The organism is Streptomyces sp. NBC_01549 (assembly GCF_026339955.1).
Lineage (GTDB): Bacteria > Actinomycetota > Actinomycetes > Streptomycetales > Streptomycetaceae > Streptomyces.
Genome location: NZ_JAPEPW010000001.1, coordinates 5,801,422 through 5,818,434, shown reverse-complemented (window position 1 = coordinate 5,818,434; position 17,013 = coordinate 5,801,422). Strand labels below are relative to the sequence as shown.

At 70.9% G+C, this 17,013-nt stretch carries 16 protein-coding genes and 1 pseudogene; 7 read left to right on the top strand and 10 right to left on the bottom strand.

What is annotated here, in order from left to right; translation table 11 throughout:
* Nucleotides 1-19: 19 nt before the first annotated feature.
* Entirely contained in the window at nucleotides 20-1,441 is a 1,422-nt protein-coding gene (locus tag OG819_RS25915) for a xylan 1,4-beta-xylosidase (protein WP_266651275.1), read from the bottom strand.
* A 158-nt stretch (nucleotides 1,442-1,599) separates the two neighbouring features.
* Between OG819_RS25915 and OG819_RS25910 the strand changes: the two genes are divergently transcribed.
* Both OG819_RS25910 and OG819_RS25905 read left to right on the top strand, forming a co-directional pair.
* The gene (locus OG819_RS25910; RefSeq protein WP_266415735.1) at nucleotides 1,600-2,694 is read left to right on the top strand and encodes a DUF5925 domain-containing protein; all 1,095 of its coding nucleotides are present in this window, start codon (nucleotides 1,600-1,602) and stop codon (nucleotides 2,692-2,694) included.
* 35 nt (nucleotides 2,695-2,729) lie between these two features.
* Nucleotides 2,730-3,491 (top strand): DUF72 domain-containing protein, encoded by a 762-nt coding sequence (locus OG819_RS25905; protein ID WP_266651274.1) that lies wholly within the window; start codon nucleotides 2,730-2,732, stop codon nucleotides 3,489-3,491.
* 219 nt (nucleotides 3,492-3,710) lie between these two features.
* Here the strand turns inward: OG819_RS25905 and OG819_RS25900 are convergent, their stop codons facing one another.
* Nucleotides 3,711-4,079, bottom strand: coding sequence for a GntR family transcriptional regulator (locus OG819_RS25900; protein ID WP_054231064.1), 369 nt, complete (start codon nucleotides 4,077-4,079; stop codon nucleotides 3,711-3,713).
* Nucleotides 4,080-4,150: 71 nt separating this feature from the next.
* Between OG819_RS25900 and OG819_RS25895 the strand changes: the two genes are divergently transcribed.
* Both OG819_RS25895 and OG819_RS25890 read left to right on the top strand, forming a co-directional pair.
* Nucleotides 4,151-5,080 (top strand): GNAT family N-acetyltransferase, encoded by a 930-nt coding sequence (locus OG819_RS25895; protein WP_266623538.1) that lies wholly within the window; start codon nucleotides 4,151-4,153, stop codon nucleotides 5,078-5,080.
* Nucleotides 5,061-5,561 carry a DUF402 domain-containing protein gene (locus OG819_RS25890; RefSeq protein WP_266623539.1) on the top strand — a complete coding sequence of 167 codons (501 nt, stop codon included), beginning with the start codon at nucleotides 5,061-5,063 and terminating at the stop codon, nucleotides 5,559-5,561. The genes OG819_RS25895 and OG819_RS25890 overlap by 20 nt, the downstream gene beginning before the upstream one ends.
* Nucleotides 5,562-5,604: 43 nt before the next feature.
* Here OG819_RS25890 and OG819_RS25885 read toward each other — a convergent pair.
* A pseudogene (locus OG819_RS25885) lies at nucleotides 5,605-6,057 on the bottom strand (class I SAM-dependent methyltransferase); the annotation flags it as partial.
* Between the two features lie 94 nt (nucleotides 6,058-6,151).
* On the opposite strand from OG819_RS25885, the gene OG819_RS25880 reads away from it, so the two are divergent.
* Nucleotides 6,152-6,286, top strand: coding sequence for a hypothetical protein (locus tag OG819_RS25880; protein WP_266415725.1), 135 nt, complete (start codon nucleotides 6,152-6,154; stop codon nucleotides 6,284-6,286).
* Nucleotides 6,287-6,338: 52 nt separating this feature from the next.
* Here OG819_RS25880 and OG819_RS25875 read toward each other — a convergent pair whose 3' ends face one another.
* The gene (locus OG819_RS25875) at nucleotides 6,339-6,800 is read right to left on the bottom strand and encodes a GNAT family N-acetyltransferase (protein ID WP_266581477.1); all 462 of its coding nucleotides are present in this window, start codon (nucleotides 6,798-6,800) and stop codon (nucleotides 6,339-6,341) included.
* Nucleotides 6,801-6,970: 170 nt separating this feature from the next.
* On the opposite strand from OG819_RS25875, the gene OG819_RS25870 reads away from it, so the two are divergent.
* Nucleotides 6,971-8,002: a lytic polysaccharide monooxygenase gene (locus tag OG819_RS25870; protein ID WP_266651273.1), complete on the top strand. Its 1,032-nt coding sequence runs from the start codon at nucleotides 6,971-6,973 to the stop codon at nucleotides 8,000-8,002.
* Nucleotides 8,003-8,064: 62 nt separating this feature from the next.
* Here OG819_RS25870 and OG819_RS25865 read toward each other — a convergent pair whose 3' ends face one another.
* Both OG819_RS25865 and OG819_RS25860 read right to left on the bottom strand, forming a co-directional pair.
* A complete protein-coding gene (locus OG819_RS25865) occupies nucleotides 8,065-8,922 on the bottom strand; it encodes a triacylglycerol lipase (RefSeq protein WP_266415720.1) in 858 nt (285 codons plus the stop codon).
* Between the two features lie 170 nt (nucleotides 8,923-9,092).
* Nucleotides 9,093-9,539 (bottom strand): MarR family winged helix-turn-helix transcriptional regulator, encoded by a 447-nt coding sequence (locus tag OG819_RS25860; protein ID WP_266415718.1) that lies wholly within the window; start codon nucleotides 9,537-9,539, stop codon nucleotides 9,093-9,095.
* A 93-nt stretch (nucleotides 9,540-9,632) separates the two neighbouring features.
* Here OG819_RS25860 and OG819_RS25855 point away from each other — a divergent pair, with 93 nt between their 5' ends.
* Nucleotides 9,633-10,007: a cupin domain-containing protein gene (locus tag OG819_RS25855; protein ID WP_266623544.1), complete on the top strand. Its 375-nt coding sequence runs from the start codon at nucleotides 9,633-9,635 to the stop codon at nucleotides 10,005-10,007.
* A gap of 15 nt (nucleotides 10,008-10,022) precedes the next feature.
* On the opposite strand, the gene OG819_RS25850 is transcribed toward OG819_RS25855, so the two are convergent.
* The 4 genes from OG819_RS25850 to OG819_RS25835 all read right to left on the bottom strand — a co-directional run bounded on the left by OG819_RS25850 (nucleotide 10,023) and on the right by OG819_RS25835 (nucleotide 16,947).
* Nucleotides 10,023-10,997, bottom strand: a complete 975-nt coding sequence (locus tag OG819_RS25850; protein WP_266651272.1) for a hypothetical protein — start codon at nucleotides 10,995-10,997, stop codon at nucleotides 10,023-10,025.
* On the bottom strand, nucleotides 10,994-14,536 hold the full coding sequence (locus OG819_RS25845; RefSeq protein WP_266651271.1) for a DNA polymerase III subunit alpha: 3,543 nt from the start codon (nucleotides 14,534-14,536) through the stop codon (nucleotides 10,994-10,996). Before OG819_RS25845 ends, OG819_RS25850 begins: the two co-directional genes overlap by 4 nt.
* Nucleotides 14,537-14,727: 191 nt before the next feature.
* Nucleotides 14,728-15,810, bottom strand: a complete 1,083-nt coding sequence (locus tag OG819_RS25840; RefSeq protein ID WP_266651270.1) for a S1 family peptidase — start codon at nucleotides 15,808-15,810, stop codon at nucleotides 14,728-14,730.
* A 246-nt stretch (nucleotides 15,811-16,056) separates the two neighbouring features.
* The gene (locus OG819_RS25835) at nucleotides 16,057-16,947 is read right to left on the bottom strand and encodes a slipin family protein (RefSeq protein WP_266652847.1); all 891 of its coding nucleotides are present in this window, start codon (nucleotides 16,945-16,947) and stop codon (nucleotides 16,057-16,059) included.
* Nucleotides 16,948-17,013: the final 66 nt, after the last annotated feature.

Sequence of the window (17,013 nt, the reverse complement as noted above, 5' to 3'; positions counted from 1 at the left end):
CGGACCCGGGATCACGGGTTCAGCGGGTGAGCCACTTCACTTCGAAGGCCTTCATGTCGAACCGCTTGCCGTCCACCTGCGCGTTGATGGACCGGTTGAGGGTGTTGACGACGAGGACGGCCTTGTCGGTGGCGAGGACGCGGACGCCTGGCACGTCGTCGGGGGCCACGGACACCGTGGCGTACGTGGTGCCGGGTGCGAACGCCCGGCTGAAGCGGGAGACGAGGTCGAGCATGGGCAGGGCCGCGCCGCCGCCGGCGCTGTCGGTCGGCGTCCACAAGCAGCCCGCGCAGTCGGTGCCCTTCTCCTTCTCCGGGTTCCAGTAGAAGCCGGAGGTGGCGCCGCCGCGGGCCAGGCCGATCAGGCCGGCGGCCTGGACGGCGACGCGGTGGGCCTCGGACCAGCCCGTGCGCTCGTCGTTGCCGTCGGCGGGCTCGACGTAGTACTCGGCCCACCACAGCGGCAGGCCGTGGGTCTGCTCGCGCACCCACCGGCTGACGGCGGTGAACTTGTCGGTGGCCGCGAACTCGTTCGGGAGCAGGTCGTCGTCGTTGGTGTAGCTGGAGCCGTCGACGACGACGAAGTCGGCGCCCACCTTGTTCTTGTTCCAGTAGTCGAAGGCGTCGAGGACCCGCTGGTCCATGGTGCCCCAGGTGCCCTTCAGGGTCGTCGACGCGTTCTCCGTCTGGCGCGGGTCGACGCTGTCCATGACGAGGTAGGGCCCGCCGACCAGGATGTCCTTGTCGACCTTCTTGAGCGCCTTGTAGACGAGGTTGTAGAGCTCGGTGTAGCCCTCGTAGTCCCAGCGTGCCTTGCTGTCGTTCCAGAAGCCCTTGAACTCGTTCCAGACGATGAAGTGACGGACGTCCGGATAGCGCTTGGCGACGGTCGCGGCAAGCGCGGCGAAGTCCGCGTAGTGGGCGCGGTCCGGGGCGGTCTCCAGGGCGGCCTGGCTCCAGTCCGTGTTGTCCGCGCCGGCCTTGCCACCCTTCATCCAGTCCGGGGAGCAGCACAGGGTGACGACCGGGGTCCCGCCGGACTTCCGCATGAAGTCGATACGGCGGTCCATCTCCGAGAAGTCGTAGCGCCCCTTGGAGGGTTCGGGGTTGCCCGCCCCCCACCCCATGATGTGCTGGATCTGTGGCAGCGACTGTTTCTCCAGCAGACCCTCGACGCGCTGGGTGGCCGTGTCACTGCCCTGGTCGGCGCTGTACTGGGTGTGGGTGAAGCCCCAGCCCACCTCCGGTTGCGGCGTTTCGGGCGGGGTGACGGGGGTGCCGTGCACCTTGTCCCCGTCGCGGGTGGTGCCCGCGGTGCTCGCACCGCCCCCGGACAGGGTGTTGAGCAAGGTCACCACCAGGGCCAGAGCGGCCACTCCCACGCCGAGCAGCGCGGTGAGCCGCCACCGCCGTGCCCCCGAATTCCACCCATGACGTCCCATCAAGGGCAACAGTAACGGCGGGGATCGACCGCGGGACAGGTCTTGTAAGACCACAGCCGTGTAACAGGACGGAGGGGATACGGGCAGACACAGGCGACACACAGGACGCACCGCGGAAACCGGGTGCACGGGGCGCCCGCGTGACGGATCATGGCGGCATGTCTGCCAACCCACACGACGCACTGCCGATCCGGCTCAACGTCGACGACAGCGACTCGCCGTCGGACGTCGTCGACGCGCTGTTCCTCGGCCGCTTCGCGACGGGCGAGCAGCCGCACTCGCACGCGGCGAACATCGACCGCGTACGGTCCGGGGCGACGCTCCTCCCGCCGGGCGCCCGCGTGCTGCGCTCGGCCCGCGACGACGACCGCAGCGCCACGCTCGCCGAGGGCGACGGCTGGACCCTGCTCGTGTCCCGCTGGAACCGCGGCGCCGATGTCACGGTCACCGCGACCAGCGTCGAACTGGCCGAGAAGATCCTCGACCAGGCCACGGACGGCGCGGCGGACGAGCCCGAACCCCAGCCGGAGAACGTGACGATGGGGTTCTGGTACGTCTCTCCGCGCCGGGGCCCGCACCGCACCACGCGGCAGATCTCCGCGGGTACGTGGGAGGAGGTACGGCCGAACTACACGGCGCCGGTGGCGGACGCCATGGACCGGCTGATGAAGACGACACCCGAGGACATCGCGGGCCGGCTGTTGCTCCTGCACGGCCCGCCCGGCACGGGCAAGACCTCGGCCCTGCGCACCCTGGCCCGCTCCTGGCGCGACTGGTGCCAGGTGGACTGCGTCCTGGACCCGGAGCGACTCTTCTCCGACGTCGGGTATCTGATGGACATCGCGATCGGCGAGGAGGACGGCCCGGGCAAGGGCCGCTGGCGGCTGCTCCTGCTGGAGGACTGCGACGAGCTGATCCGCGGCGAGGCCAAGCACACCGCGGGCCAGGCGCTCTCGCGGCTGCTCAACCTCACCGACGGGCTCCTCGGCCAGGGCCGCAACGTGCTCGTGGGCGTCACGACCAACGAGGATCTGGAGCGCCTCCACCCCGCCGTGGTCCGTCCCGGCCGCTGCCTCGCCCGGATCGAGGTCGGCGCTCTGACCCGCCCGGAGGCGGTGAGCTGGCTGGGCACGGAGGAGGGCGTCGGCCGCGAGGGCGCGACCCTGGCCGAGCTGTACGCGCTGCGCCGGGGCACGACGCCGACGTCGGTGCCGGACCAGCGGGAGGGCGCGGACGCGGGGCTCTATCTGTAGCTGCCCGGCACTCCGTGCGGTGCTTTGATGGTCGTATGACCCTGTTCGTGGGCACGTCGGGGTGGCAGTACAAGGACTGGCGCGGCGTCCTGTACCCGGACGGGGTGCCCATGCGGCTCTGGCTGGAGGAGTACGCGGCACGGTTCGCCACGGTCGAGATCAACAACGCCTTCTACCGGCTGCCGACGCGCGAGACCTTCGAGAGCTGGCGGGAGCGCACTCCGCCGGACTTCGTCGTCGCCCTCAAGGCGAGCCGCTATCTGACGCACATCAAACGGCTGCGCGACCCGGCGGAGCCGGTCGACCGGCTGCTGAGCCACGCCGCCGGGCTCGGCGACCGCCTGGGCCCGGTCCTGCTCCAGCTCCCGCCCACGCTGCACGCCGACCCCGCCCTTCTCGACGAGTGCCTCGGCCGCTTCCCCGCCGACGTCCGGGTCGCGGTCGAACCGCGCCACGACTCCTGGTGGACACCGGAGGTGCGCAAGGTACTGGAGTCGCGGGGCGCCGCCCTCTGCTGGGCCGATGTACAGGCCCGCCCCGTGACGCCCCTGTGGCGGACCGCCGACTGGGGCTACCTCCGCTTCCACGAGGGCCGCGCCCTGCCGTGGCCGCGCTACGGCCGCCAGTCCCTGACGACCTGGGTACGGCGCGTCACGGACGCCTGGTCCGACGACCACGAGGTGTACGCGTACTTCAACAACGATCCGTACGCGGCGGCCGTCCGGGACGCGGTGGTCTTCGCCCGGGCGGCGACGGCGGCGGGCCTGACGGTGACCCGGACACCGGACCACCTCTGAAGCACCCGGAAACAGAGAAGGGCTGGGCCCTGTCGTCACATTCCCGTCGTCCGCCCGAAGGGCGGGCCCTGCGGCGTCAGGTGCGTGCTCTCGGCGTGCCGGGCACGGACCCTCGTACTGGATGTACTGGGGTCTGTGCCCGGTGCGGCGAGTGGGGGCACCTCCCACGCCCTTCAGGTGCATGGCGTCGCGGGGCAGACGGGAATGTGACGACAGGGCCTAGCTCCCGTAAGCCGCCCGCAGGGCATCGCGTACGGCGTCCAGCGCGGCGGACTCGGAGAGGCCGAGGCGGTGCACGCGCTCGGCGTACGCCTGTGCGGCCGACGCCGCTTCACGCTCCGCCGCCGAGCCCGCGGCGGCGACGAACGTCCCGTTGCGTCCGCGCGTCTCGATCACCCCGTCCGACTCCAGCGCCCGGTAGGCCTTGGCGACCGTGTTGGCGGCGAGGCCGAGCTCCTCGGCCAGCCCCCGCACGGTGGGCAGCTTGTAGCCGACCGGCAGCGCGCCGGACCGCGCCTGCTCGGAGATCTGGGCACGCACCTGTTCGTAGGGCGCGGCCCCCTCATCGATGTGGATCTTCAGCGTCACGGAGCGATTGTCCCGTACCGGACGGAAAATGAGAGGCACTCGCACACACCTCGCGCGTAGCGTCCGTCCCCATGACTGTGATCGTTCGCGAACTGCTCGGCGAGGTCCCGGCAGACACCGAGGGCTTCGCCCATATCCGTCACCTGGCCCTGCCGTTCATGATCCAGACCGGCGAGTCCGTCGCGTACGACGTGGCGCACGCCCACCCCGACGCCCACTACCGGCCGTTGCTGGCCGAGGAGGACGGCGAGCTCATCGGCACGGCGCAGGTCGGCCTGGTGTACGACAGCCCCGACCCGGGCAACGGCTACCTTCACGTCTATGTGCACCCCCAGCGGCTGGGTCGGGGCGCGGGATCACTGCTCGTGAGCACCGCCGAGGAGCGACTGGCCGCACTGGGCGCGACGAAGATCCACGCCTGGGTGCTGGACCGGCCCGCGAACCGGGCCTTCGCGGAGAAGCACGGCTACCGCGCGAGCCGCTCCGCGCACTTCCTCCGCCTCGACCTGGCGAACGGCACCCTGCCGCCGCTCGAAGCACCGCCCAAGGGCGTCGAGCTGCGCACGGCCGCGGACTTCGCGGACGACCCGCGCCCGTTGTTCGAACTGGACGCGGAGACCTTGCTGGACGAACCGAGCGACGTCGACCGCGAGTTCACGGACTACGAGGCCTGGCTGGAGGAGACCTGGAACCATCCCCTCCTCAGCCATGACCTGACCTCGGTCGCGGTGGTCGACGGCCGCCCCGCCGCGTTCAGCGCGGCCCGCACCGACGGCGCCACCCGCTACGGCACCGTCATGACCGGCACCGCCCGCGCCCACCGCGGCCGCGGTCTCGCCAAGCTCGCCAAGAACGACTCCCTGCACCGCGCCCGGGCCGCCGGTCTCACAGAGGCCTTCACCGGCAACGACGCCGGCAACGGGCCGATGCTGGCGATCAACAAGTGGTTCGGCTACGAGGTCTGCGCGACGGAGGTGACCTATGTCCGCGAACTCGGCTGACACCCCGGACACGGTGGAGGTCGTCCTCGTCAAGTCCGGTCGTACGAAGATCCGTTACCCGGCCGAGCTGCTCTCCGACGACGGCACCCGCGTCACCGTGCGCGCGCCGTGGGCGGGCGAGGGTGTCCGCGACTTCGGCTTCGTACGGTTCGAGCCGGGCGATGTCTTCACCGAGTACTACTGGCGGGACCGCTGGTACGCGGTCAAGGAGGTCCGGGACGCCGAGGACGTACGGAAGGGCTGGTACTGCGACATCACCCGCCCGGCCACCCTCTCCGGCGGCGAACTGGTCGTCGAGGACCTCGACCTGGACCTGTGGCGCTCCGCCGACGGCACGGACGTACTGCGCCTGGACGAGGACGAGTTCGCCGCGAGCGGCCTCGCGACCACCGACCCGCGGGCCGCGACCGCCGCGCGCGACGCCCTCGACACACTCGAACTCCTGGCCCGCGGGGGCGACTTCGAGGCACTGCTCGACTAGAACCTGGCAGCCGCCCGTCGGGCGACTGCCAGGTCCCCGACGGTCAGACGTGGGCCACCACCGCGTACCTCTCGTCCGCCACCTCGCGCCCCCACAGCCGCGCGTCGTCGGACAGCCGCTCCACCCGGAGGTCCGAGGTCAGGGGTTCCAGCAGGGCGGCCAGCCGGTCCGCGGGTATGCCCACCGGGCTCAGCGTTCCCCACACGCTCTCGACCAGGACGAGCCGCCCTCCGGGACGCAGCAGCCCGTGCCAGTGCCGCAGGACGCGCTCGGGGTCGGGCAGGGCCCACAGGACGTGCCGGACGAGCACGACGTCGAACCGCTGCTCACCGACGGGTGGTGCCGTCGCGTCACCGAGGAGGAACACCGCGTCACGCCGGGCCCCGATCTCACCTCGTCCTGACATGGTTCGACACCGCTCTGACCTGGATTCATGTCGCTGTAACTCGCCATGTGCCCCAGAGTGACACCCACCACTGACAGTCGAATCGTGACAGCCGCCACAGACAGATCCCGACCGATGAGCAACTCTCCCGGAAAGGGTCTACCTCCGTACAACCGCGGAGCCCGGTAGGCACAAGGAGGCAGCCATGCGCCGTGTGACCGTGCAGAAGCCCCTGAGGAAGTCGCAGTCCCGTCGAGTGCGGGACGAGGCCGACGAGCGTCCGGCCGAGCGTCCGGAGGTCCGAAAGGACATCCACCGCACGTGGTGGCCGGACGGATGAGAGGCCCGGGCCGCGCGCCCCGGCACAGAGAAACGCCCCGGCACGGAAACCGTCAGTCGAGCCGCTTGCGGTAGTGGATCCGGTCGTACCGGCCGTCCACGCGGCGCTCGACGACCTCGTACCCGTACTTCGGGTAGATCTTCTGGTTCTCCCACATCATCGCGTTCGTGTAGAGCCTGACCTCGGACAGTCCGAGCGCACGCGCGTGTGCGTCCACGAACGCCAGCAGCCGTCGCCCGACGCCCTTGCCATGGGCGTCGGGGTGGACGGCGACACTGTCGAGGAAGAGATGGTCCTCGCGCGCCTCGATCACCACGAGGCCCGTCACCGGTTCCCCCGTGACGAATACCCGCCCCTCGGCCACGTTCGCTGCGTGGTCCGCCTCCATGGGCGCCGGCACCACTCCGATGCGCTCGATGTAGTGGTGGTAGGCGGCGTCGGTCACCGCCTTCACGGCGGTCAGGTCGGCGGCGGTGGCCGGGCGGATCTCCGGTTCGTTCCGGGCGTCTGTCATGCCCCGAACGGTACCTACCTGAGCGCAGGCTCAGCGCTCCCTTAAGCCGACCATAAGGATCTCCCGCACCCGCCTCCGACAGGCGATTTCGCGGCTTCTTCGGGCTAGCTTGCTGATCACCACCACGGGTCCGCCGCCCGCCCGAAGGACCGTTTCGAGGAGTTCCCCCCATGCCCGCTCGCCGCAAGGCCACCGCCGTCGCTGTCGCCGTCGGTGTCGCCCCGGTCGCCCTGACCGCCCTCGCCGCGGCGCCCGCCGCCGCGCACGGGACGATGGGCGACCCGGTCAGCAGGGTCTTCCAGTGCTACGCGGAGAATCCCGAGAGCCCGAAAACCGGCGCCTGCAAGGCGGCCGTCGCGGCCGGCGGCACCCAGGCGCTGTACGACTGGAACGGCATCCGGATCGGCAGACACCAGCGGCTCATACCCGACGGGAAGCTGTGCAGCGCGGGCAACGACGAGTTCAAGGGCCTGGACCTGGCCCGCGCCGAGTGGCCGACGACGAGCGTGAGCGGCGGCGCGTACACCTTCAAGTACCGGGTGACGGCCCCGCACAAGGGCACGTTCAACGTCTACATCACCAAGGCGGGTTACGACCCGTCCAAGCCGCTGGCCTGGGCCGACCTGGACCTGGCGCACCCGGTCGCCACGAAGACCGACCCGGTCGCGACGAACGGCTACTACACCTTCTCCGGCACCCTGCCGCAGCGCTCGGGCAGGCAGCTGCTCTACGCGATCTGGCAGCGCTCGGACAGTCCGGAGGCGTTCTACTCCTGCTCGGACGTCACCTTCGGCGGGAGTTCGGGCAACGCCGGTTCCGGCGGCGGCAGCAAGGGCAGCGGCGGTACGGGCAGTGCCGGAACCGGCACCACTCCCCCGCCGACCGCCCCGGCACCCACCGCTTCCGCACCCTCCGAGCAGCAGATAGCCGACGGTACCGACAAGTCGACGGTTCGACATGACCACTACGACGGCACAGCCACTCCGGCGGCCGACACGAACCCCTCCGACGCCGCTCCCGGCGGCTCCGCGGGCGAGCCGGAGGTCGCGGGCGTCTCGGAGCAGCACCTCGCCGAGACCGGCGGCGACCCCTCCGCTCCGTACCTCGTGATCGGCGGAGCGAGCGCGCTGGCGCTGGGATCGGCGGCACTGTTCGCCTCGGTCCGCCGTCGCGACACGACCGGCGGCCGGCACGGCCGCTAGGTCCTGTCGTGCTCCGGGGCCTGTCCGGCGGCTCAGGTCGGACAGGCCCCGGCCGGGGCCGGTCAGCTGAACACGGAGGCGCAGTTCGTGGGGGTGGCGTGTGCCGGGTCGAGGGCGTTGGCCGCCTCGTGGAAGGCGATCCGGTCGATGAGGCCGATCGCCGCGTGCTCGGAGAGGTCGACCGGGCACAGGTCCTGCAGCAGCACGTTGTGGACGTCGGATCCAGTGAGGAACTGTGAGCGGTACGGCGTGACCACCTCGTCGTACTTGGTGGCGATCACCGTGTAGTGCACGCCCGCGACGGTGTCGCCGCCCGCGTTGAGCTTGGTCAGGAAGGCGGAGCCGACGATCTGGTCGGCGAGCGCGGGTGTGGCCATGGACAGCAGGTCCTCGGCGCCCGGGAAGTAGGGCAGCAGGTTGGTGAGGCCGTCGAGGGTGGTGCCGTGGTTGTCGGGCGCGATGCCGACGAAGGTGTTCACCTTGGCGGCGCCGCCGAGGAACTTGAGGTAGTAGCGGGGCATCAGGCCGCCCTGCGAGTGGCCGACGAGGTCGGCCTTGGCCGCGCCGGTCGCGGCGAGCACCTTGTCGACGAATACCTGAAGCTGTTCGGCCGACTTGTCGATGGGGCCGAGGGCGTTGAAGAGGGGGACGCCGGGCAGTTGCCCGTAGTCGAGGGAGAAGACGCAGTACCCGCGGTCCACCAGGTAGGGCGCGAAGGCCAGCCAGTTGTCGGTGGAGTTGGCGAAGGTGCCGTGGACGAGGACGACGGGGCGGGGATGGGCGGCGGAGGGCTTGCAGGAGTAGTCGTTCCAGCCACTGCTCGGTGCGGCGGCGTGGGCGGTGGCGGCGGGGACCACGGCGACCACGGCGGTCAGCAGGAGTGCGGTGAGGGGTCTGAGCAGGCGCTTCCAGGGCAGCATCGGGTGATCTCCTTGCGGCTCAAGGGAGTTGCGACGACGTACGCCCTGTGATCCGGATCACCAGGATGCTGTTCACTCGTCAAGTTACGGGCGAGTAGCCCACGTGTGAAGTTACGCGTCAGTAAAAACTTCCAGTGGTGGTCAGAGCGGTGGTCACGGCCGATGCGCCGTCACCAGGAGGGCCTGATGGGACCGTAGGGCGCGATGCGCAGCAAACGGTCGCGCAACGCGCGCATTTCACTCTCCCCGAGTACCTCACCCCAGGCCCGCACCGCCTCGGCGGCCGCCTCCTCCGCCGCGCGCGTACAGGCCCAGCCGAGTTCGGTCAGCACGATCAGCCGAGCGCGCGCGTCGTCGGGATGCGGCCGCCGCTCCACGTACCCCTTACGCACCAACTCGTCGACAAGCTGACTCGCGGCCTGCTTGGTGACCCCGAGGTGCGCTGCGAGGTCGGTGACCGTCGCACCGTCCGGGGCGAGCCGCGCGAACGCGAAGCCGTGCGCGGGCCGTATCCCCTCGAACCCCCGGGCGACGACGCCCTCGTGAATGCGTTGCGTCAGCTCACCGGCGACGGCGAGCAGAGCGGCGGACAGGGCCATGGCCTCGGAGTTGTGCACGCGTGCATTGAAACACCCTTGACTAACTGGTCAGGCAATTTGACCATAGAGTCACATAGTCAAGTGGCTTGACCATTAGCCCTGGAGGCACCCATGCCCGTCGTCCGCTCGTCCGAAGCCGTCGTCCACGAGATCCACGGCGCCCGTTTCGTCGCATACGCCACTCCCCTGAGCGGCAGCAAGGAACTCTGCGCCTGGCGCGGCGAGATCCCCGCGGGAGCCAAGGGGCCCCTGCACACCGTCAACCGTGAGGAGATCTTCCACCTCCTCACCGGCGAACTGCTGATCACCCTCGACGGCCGCACCGAGCGGATCACCGCGGGCGACACGGTGATCATCAACCCCGGCGCAACCCTGGGCATCGAGAACCCGACCCAGGAGACCGCCACCGCCTGGGTCACCACGTCCATCGGCCTCCAGGCGGAACTGGCCGACGGCTCGGTCCTCACTCCCCCGTGGGCGAACTGATCCCCCGTACCGGATCTACGCGGCCAGCGTCCCCGGCATCACCGCACGCGGCCCGAACTTCGCTCGCGCGCGGTCCGCGACCTCCTCGATGCGGCGGACCTTCTCGTCCACGGGGTCGAAGGTGAGCTGGTGGGAGGCCTGTCCGGCGGGGGTCAGGCCCTCGGCGCGCAGGACGATCGTGCGGACCCGGGCGCGCTGGAGGCCAAGAGCCTCGTACAGGCCGTACGCAACGCCGGTGAGCGCGGAGGAGTGGGCGGTCGGTTCCTTGAGGGTGCGGCTGCGGGTGGTCGAGGAGCGGTCGGCGTAGCGGACGGTGAGGGTCAGGGTGCGGCAGACCTTCTCCAGGGCGCGCAGCCGGGTGCCCAGTTCCTCGGTGGCGGAGAGCAGCGCGCGACGATGCAGGGACGGGTCCAACTCGTCTCGGGGGAAGGGACGTTCGGTGGCGAGAGAGCGCGAGGTGGCGTTCGGTACGACCCGGCCGCGGTCGATGCCGGACGCCCTCTCGTGCAGTTCGCGGCCGGTCCGGGCACTGGTCAGGCGCTGGAGCGTGGACAGGGGCGCGGCGGCGACCTTGCCGACGGTGTCGAGGCCGTACTCGCACAGGGTGCGGGCGGTGGCGCAGCCGACCCCGGGCAGCGCGGCGACGGGCCGCTCGGCGAGGAACTCCGCGACGGCGTCCGGTTCCCCGGGCACCACCCGGGTCACTCCGGGCATGGCCTCCCGCAGCGCCATCCGCGCGAGCATCGGCCCGGGTCCGGCACCGATCACGCAGTCCACCCCGTACCGGGCAAGTGCCCTTACCCGGATCAGCGAGGCGAACTCCACGGTGGTCCGCCCGAAGTACCGTTCGGCGCCCCGCAGATCGACCAGCGCGCCGTCGGGCGGCAGCGCCTCGATGACGGGGGTGAACTCCTCCAACAGCCCGAGGAGCCCCGGCAGGGCGGCCTCGTACATCGGAGGCAGCTGGAAACGTACGCAGAGGATGGTCATCCCGCACTCCCCGGACTCTGGTGCCACAACTTCTTTCCTCCCGTGGGCCCTTCGCCCGCGGGACGCAGATCGGCCCAGGGGTGCATCTCGTACCCCGTGGACATCCGGATCTTCCGACTCTCCCGCGCGCCCGCCCCCTCAGGCGGGGGCTCCGGTGCGGGCTCCGCCAGCCGTGCCGCCACCACGTCGAGGCCTCCCTCGGCGCGCAGCTCGACCAGTTCGGCGAGGTTCCAGGCCGCCGCGCCCACCACGCTGAGGCTGCGCGGGCCACGGCGCTGCACCACTCCGCGCACCAGCAGCAGCCAGGAGTGGAAGACGGTGTGGGCGCAGGCGTCGTGCGAGTCGTCGAAGAAGGCGAGGTCGACCAGGCCGGTGCCGTCGTCCAGGGTGGTGAAGATGACGCGTTTGCCGGAGCGGATCGGCGGGGTCTGGGTGGCCGCCTTGGCGCCCGCGACCAGGACCGTCTCACCGTGCCGCGCCTCCCGCAGCCGCCGTGCCGTCACCACGCCCAGCTCCTCCAGGAACTCCCGGTGGTCGTCCATCAGATTGCGCGAGGCGTCCATCGACAACACACCCAGTTCGGCGCTGAGCCGCTCCGCCGAGGAGAGGTCGGGCAGCCCGGCGGAGGCGGTCTTCCGCCCGCCGGACAGGGGGAGTTGACCGCCGCGCGCGCCTCGGGAACCCCGGTGCAGCTCGGTCAGGTGCAGTTGCAGATCACGTCGGTTGGCGCCGAACGCGTCCAGTGCGCCGACCTGCGCGAGCCGCTGTGCGAGCGGCCTGCTCGGCCGGGCCCGCTCCCAGAAGTCGAGCAGGGAGGCGTACGGCTGTCCGTCCGCGATCCGCGCCGCCTCGGCCTCGCTGATGCCGTGCACGTCACAGAGGGCGAGCCGGACGCCCCAAAGGCCGCCGGAACCAACAGATTCAGACACCAGTTCGATACGGTGGGCGACCGCCGACCGGTTCACGTCCAACGGCAGGATCGGCACCCCCCGCCGCCGCGCGTCCGCCAGCAGCAGCCGCTTCGGATACATCCCGGGGTCGTGTGTGAGCAACCCGGCGTAGAAAGCGGCCGGGTGATGGGCCTTCAGCCACGCCGACTGGTACGTCGGGACGGCGAAGGCGACCGCGTGCGCCTTGCAGAAGCCGTACGACCCGAAGGCCTCGACGATCTCCCAGGTCCGCGCGATGGTCTCGGCGTCGTACCCCTTGGCCGCCGCGTTCTGTGCGAACCAGAACCGGATCCGCCCCTGCTCCTCAGGGTCGGACAGCCCGCGCCGCACCCGGTCCGCCTCGTCGCGTCCGCAGCCGGTCATGATGTCGACGATGTCGATGATCTGCTCGTGGAAGACCACGACGCCGTACGTCTCCTTCAGCGGCCCCTCCAGGTCCGGGTGCGGATAGCGGATCGGCGCCCGCCCGTGCCGCGCCTCGATGAACGGCCGCACCATGTCGGCGGCGACCGGCCCGGGCCGGAAGAGCGAGATGTCGACGACGAGGTCGTGGAAGGTCGCGGGCTCCAGCCGTCCGACCAGGTCGCGCTGTCCGGGCGACTCGATCTGGAAACAGCCCAGCGTCTCGGCGGACCGGATGAGCCGATACGTCGCCGGGTCGCCCGGCGCCACCGCGTCGATGTCCGGCCGGTCCCCCGTGGCCCGCTCCACCTCGGCCACCGCGTGCGCCATCGCGGACTGCATCCGCACGCCCAGCACATCGAGCTTGAGCAGCCCGAGGTCCTCGACGTCCTCCTTGTCGAACTGCGACATGGGGAAGCCCTCGCCGCTGGTCGGCACGACCGGCGTACGCGCGAGCAGCGAGGCGTCGGAGAGGAGTACCCCGCACGGGTGCATGGCGATGCCGCGCGGGAGGGCGTCGAGGGACTCGACCAGCTCCCACAGCCGTCCGTACTTCTCCCCCTTCCGCTGAACCTCCCGCGCCAGCTCCCGCAGTTCGGGCAGCTCGTCCATCGCCGCGCGGGCGTCGCGGGCGCGGATGTGCGGGAAGGACTTGGCGATCCGGTCGATGTCGGCCGGGTCCATGGAGAGGGCGGCACCCACATCGCGGACGGCGTGCCGGACCCGGTAGGTCTCGGGCATCGAGACGGTCGCGACCCGCTCGGTGCCGAACCGGTCGATGATCGCGCGGTAGACCTCCAGTCGGCGCGCGGACTCCACGTCGATGTCGATGTCGGGCAGCACCGAGCGGCGCTTGGACAGGAAGCGTTCCATCAGCAGCCCGTGCTCGACCGGGTCGGCGTGCGCGATACCGAGGAGGTGGTTGACGAGGGACCCCGCGCCGGAGCCGCGCGCGGCGACCCGGATGCCCATCTCCCGTACGTCGTCCACGACCTGGGCGACCGTCAGGAAGTAGGAGGCGAAGTCGTGGTGGGCGATGATGTCCAGCTCGCGGTGCATCCGTTCCCAGTAGGCCCGCTTGCTGTCGTATCCGCGCAGCACCATGCCCGCCGCCGCCCGGGAGGCCAGGACGCGCTGGGCGGTGCGCCGGCCCGCGCCGACGAGGTGCGGCTCGGGGAAGTGGACGGTGCCGATGCCGAGGTCGTCCTCGGGGTCGACGAGGCACTCGGCGGCGGTGGCCTGGGTCTGTTCGAGCAGGCGGTACGCGGTGTCACGGCGGTAGCCCGCGGCCTCGACGATCCGCTCGGCGGCGCCCAGCATGGCGGCCTCACCCTTGAGCCAGGCCTCGCCGGAGTCCAGCTCGCGCCGGGGGTCGACGGGGACAAGGCGGCGGGCGGCGTCCAGGACGTCGGCGACCGGGCCGAGGCCCGGGTCGGCGTACCGGACGGCGTTGCTGAGCACCGGGCGCACCCGCTGTTCGGCGGCGAACCCGACGGTGCGGGCGGCGAGCCGCAGGGACCCCGGGCCGGTGCCCTCGCGGCCGTGCCAGATGACTTCGAGACGCAGGGCGTCGCCATAGATCTCCCGCCAGGGCGCGAGCAGCTTCGCGGCGCGGTCGGGGCGCCCCGCGGCGAGTGCGCGGCCGACATCGGAGGCGGGGCCGAGCAGTACGGTCAGCCCTTCGGCGTGGTTGTCCGTCCGGGGCAGCAGGGGCTGCTGCCCCGGACCGCTGTCGGGACCGCCGCCCGCATGCGCCGCCGTGACGATTCCGCAGAGGTCGGCCCAGCCGGCCGCGCCGTCCCGGGCGAGGAAGGTCACCCGGGGAGTCGACTCGTCGATGAAGGCACCGCCACGGACCGGGGCGCGGCGCCGCTCCGCCCGTACGGGCTCCCCGGTCCCTCGTACCGGCTCACCGGCCGCCCGTACCGGACCCCCGGCCGCTCGGGCGGAAGTCCCCGCCACCCGCACGGGACCCTCGACCGCGAGCTCCACCCCGAACAGCGGACGGACACCCGCCTTCGCGCAGGCCTTGGCGAACCGGACCGCGCCCGCGAGGCTGTCCCGGTCGGTGAGCGCGAGGGCGTCCATGCCCCGCTCCGAGGCACGCTCGGCCAGCCGCTCCGGGTGCGAGGCCCCGTACCGCAGGGAGAACCCGGAGGCGGTGTGCAGATGCGTGAACCCCGGCACACGCACCTCCCGTACCCGTCCGTATCCGTTCGTGTCCGAGGGCCCTCTCACCAGACTCTCGAACATTCGTTCCCAATGACCTCACCCCCACCATAGACCAATTTCCGAACAAGTGTGCGACATCCATTCGAGCCCGTCCCACCTGCGCAAACACCGGGCGGCCCGGCCCTGAGCAGGCAGGACGGATCGCGTCAGCCGATCTGGGCGCCGAAGGTCGACAGCGCCTCGGTGACCGGCTGGAAGAAGGTCTCGCCGCCCGAGGCGCAGTCGCCGCTGCCGCCCGAGGTGAGGCCGATGGCCGTGGAGCCCGAGAAGAGCGAGCCGCCGCTGTCACCGGGCTCGGCGCAGACGTCGGTCTGGATGAGTCCGTCGACGATGTCGCCGTTGCCGTAGTTCACGGTGGCGTCCAGGCCGGTGACCTTGCCGCTGTGCACCTGGGTCGTCGAACCGCTGCGCGTCACCGACTGCCCGACGGTCGCCGCACCCGCCTGGGTGATGGGCTGCGCGGAGCCGTTGTAGAGATCGACCTCGCTCGGGTGGTCGACCGTCGAGGTGTACTTGACCAGACCGAAGTCGTTGCCGGGGAAGCTGGACCGCTCGTTCGTGCCGATCTCCTTGCCGCTGGAGTCCGACCAGGTGGAGATCGCCCGGGTGCAGTGTCCGGCGGTGATGAAGTACGGCTGCCCGCCCTTGACCACGTTGAAGCCGAGCGAGCAGCGCCCGCCGGAGCCGGTGATCGCGTCGCCGCCCGCGATGAAGGGCTTGAACTCCCCCTTCGTGTCCTGGAGTTCGGCCTTGGCCCCGAGGCCGTCGACGATCTTGGTCAGCCGGACAAGGGCCGCGCCCCCGACCGTGCGGTCCGCGGTGACGACGACCTTGTTGGTACCCGGGTCGGTCGCCCAGGACGTGCCGGGGATGGTCGCGTCCTTCTTGAGGGTGGTACGGGCGCTCGTCAGCTCGGCGAGGGAGTTCTCGACGATTCTGGCCTGGGCGCCGGCCGCCTCGACGACGCGCGCCGCGGCTCGGTCGAGCACGTTGACGACGAGGTGTCCGGCCTTCGCGTCGTAATACGTTCCCGCCGCGTCGGACCCCAGGTCCTCGCCGAGCGTCGAGGCGAGCTTTCCGGCCGCCGCGATCGACAGCTCCCGGGGCGCCGCGCTCTTCCGCGTCTCGCTCGCGTTCGCAGTCTGGAAGGTGACTCCCGCGGCGACCAGGGCGACGACACTCCCGCCTGCCACGGCTGCGCGCCGCCCGGATATACGTCGGTGCTTCACTTCGCGTCCTCCTGTGGGGGGCGGCCCGGGAGGTTGTGGGGACCTCCGGGGCCGGAAGGTGTACGGAATCGAAAGGCGTACCGGCGCCCACTATTCCGAGACCCACAGGGAGCTCACAAGGTCGACTTCAGGACGCGCGTACAGCAACGGGCGTACGCCCCCGGCACCTTGACCCTGTGTGATCGCACCCTGTGCGTTCGCAGTGCAAACACCGAGCGCGAGTGACGTATGCGCAGCCCGTGAGGTCTAGTCCTGTCTGGTTTTCGACCCTTCGGGGTCCGATCCCAACGAGGGCGCGAGGGAGGACAGTTGCTCCTGCACCGATTGCTCAACGCCTTCCGATGCCCGCACCTGCTGCTCGGGCGCCGGCGCGGCAGGCTGCTGTGCCCGTTCCAGGAACCGCAGCAGTTCCACCGGGAAGGGCAGTACGAGGGTGGAGTTCTTCTCGGCGGCGACCGCCACCACGGTCTGCAGCAGGCGCAGTTGGAGCGCGGCGGGCTGTTCGGACATCACCCCGGCGGCCTCCGCCAGCTTCTTCGACGCCTGGAGCTCGGCGTCCGCGTTGATGACCCGCGCGCGCCGCTCACGGTCGGCCTCGGCCTGCCGGGCCATCGACCGCTTCATCGTCTCCGGCAGTGACACGTCCTTGATCTCGACCCGGTCGATCTGCACACCCCAGCCCATGGCCGGACTGTCGATCATCAACTCCAGGCCCTGGTTGAGCTTCTCCCGGTTGGAGAGCAGATCGTCCAGGTCGCTCTTGCCGATGATCGAGCGCAGTGAGGTCTGCGCCATCTGCGAGACCGCGAACTGGTAGTCCTCGACCTGGATGACCGCGTCCGCCGCGTCGACCACCTTGAAGTAGACGACCGCGTCGACCCGCACCGTGACGTTGTCGCGCGTGATGCCCTCCTGCGCGGGCACCGGCATCGTCACGATCTGCATGTTGACCTTACGCAGCTTGTCGACGAAGGGCACGACCATGGTGAACCCCGGCCCGCGCACATCCGAGCGCAGTCGGCCGAGGCGCAACACCACACCCCGTTCGTACTGTTTGACGACACGGGCCCCGGCCATCACATAGACGATCCCCACGGATGCGACGGAGACTCCCGCCGCCACCAGCTCCTCGACCATCACGGCCCCCCAGGGTCCGAAGTGGGCGCATCGGGCAAGTACCGCAACAGGCGCGTACCCGGCGTG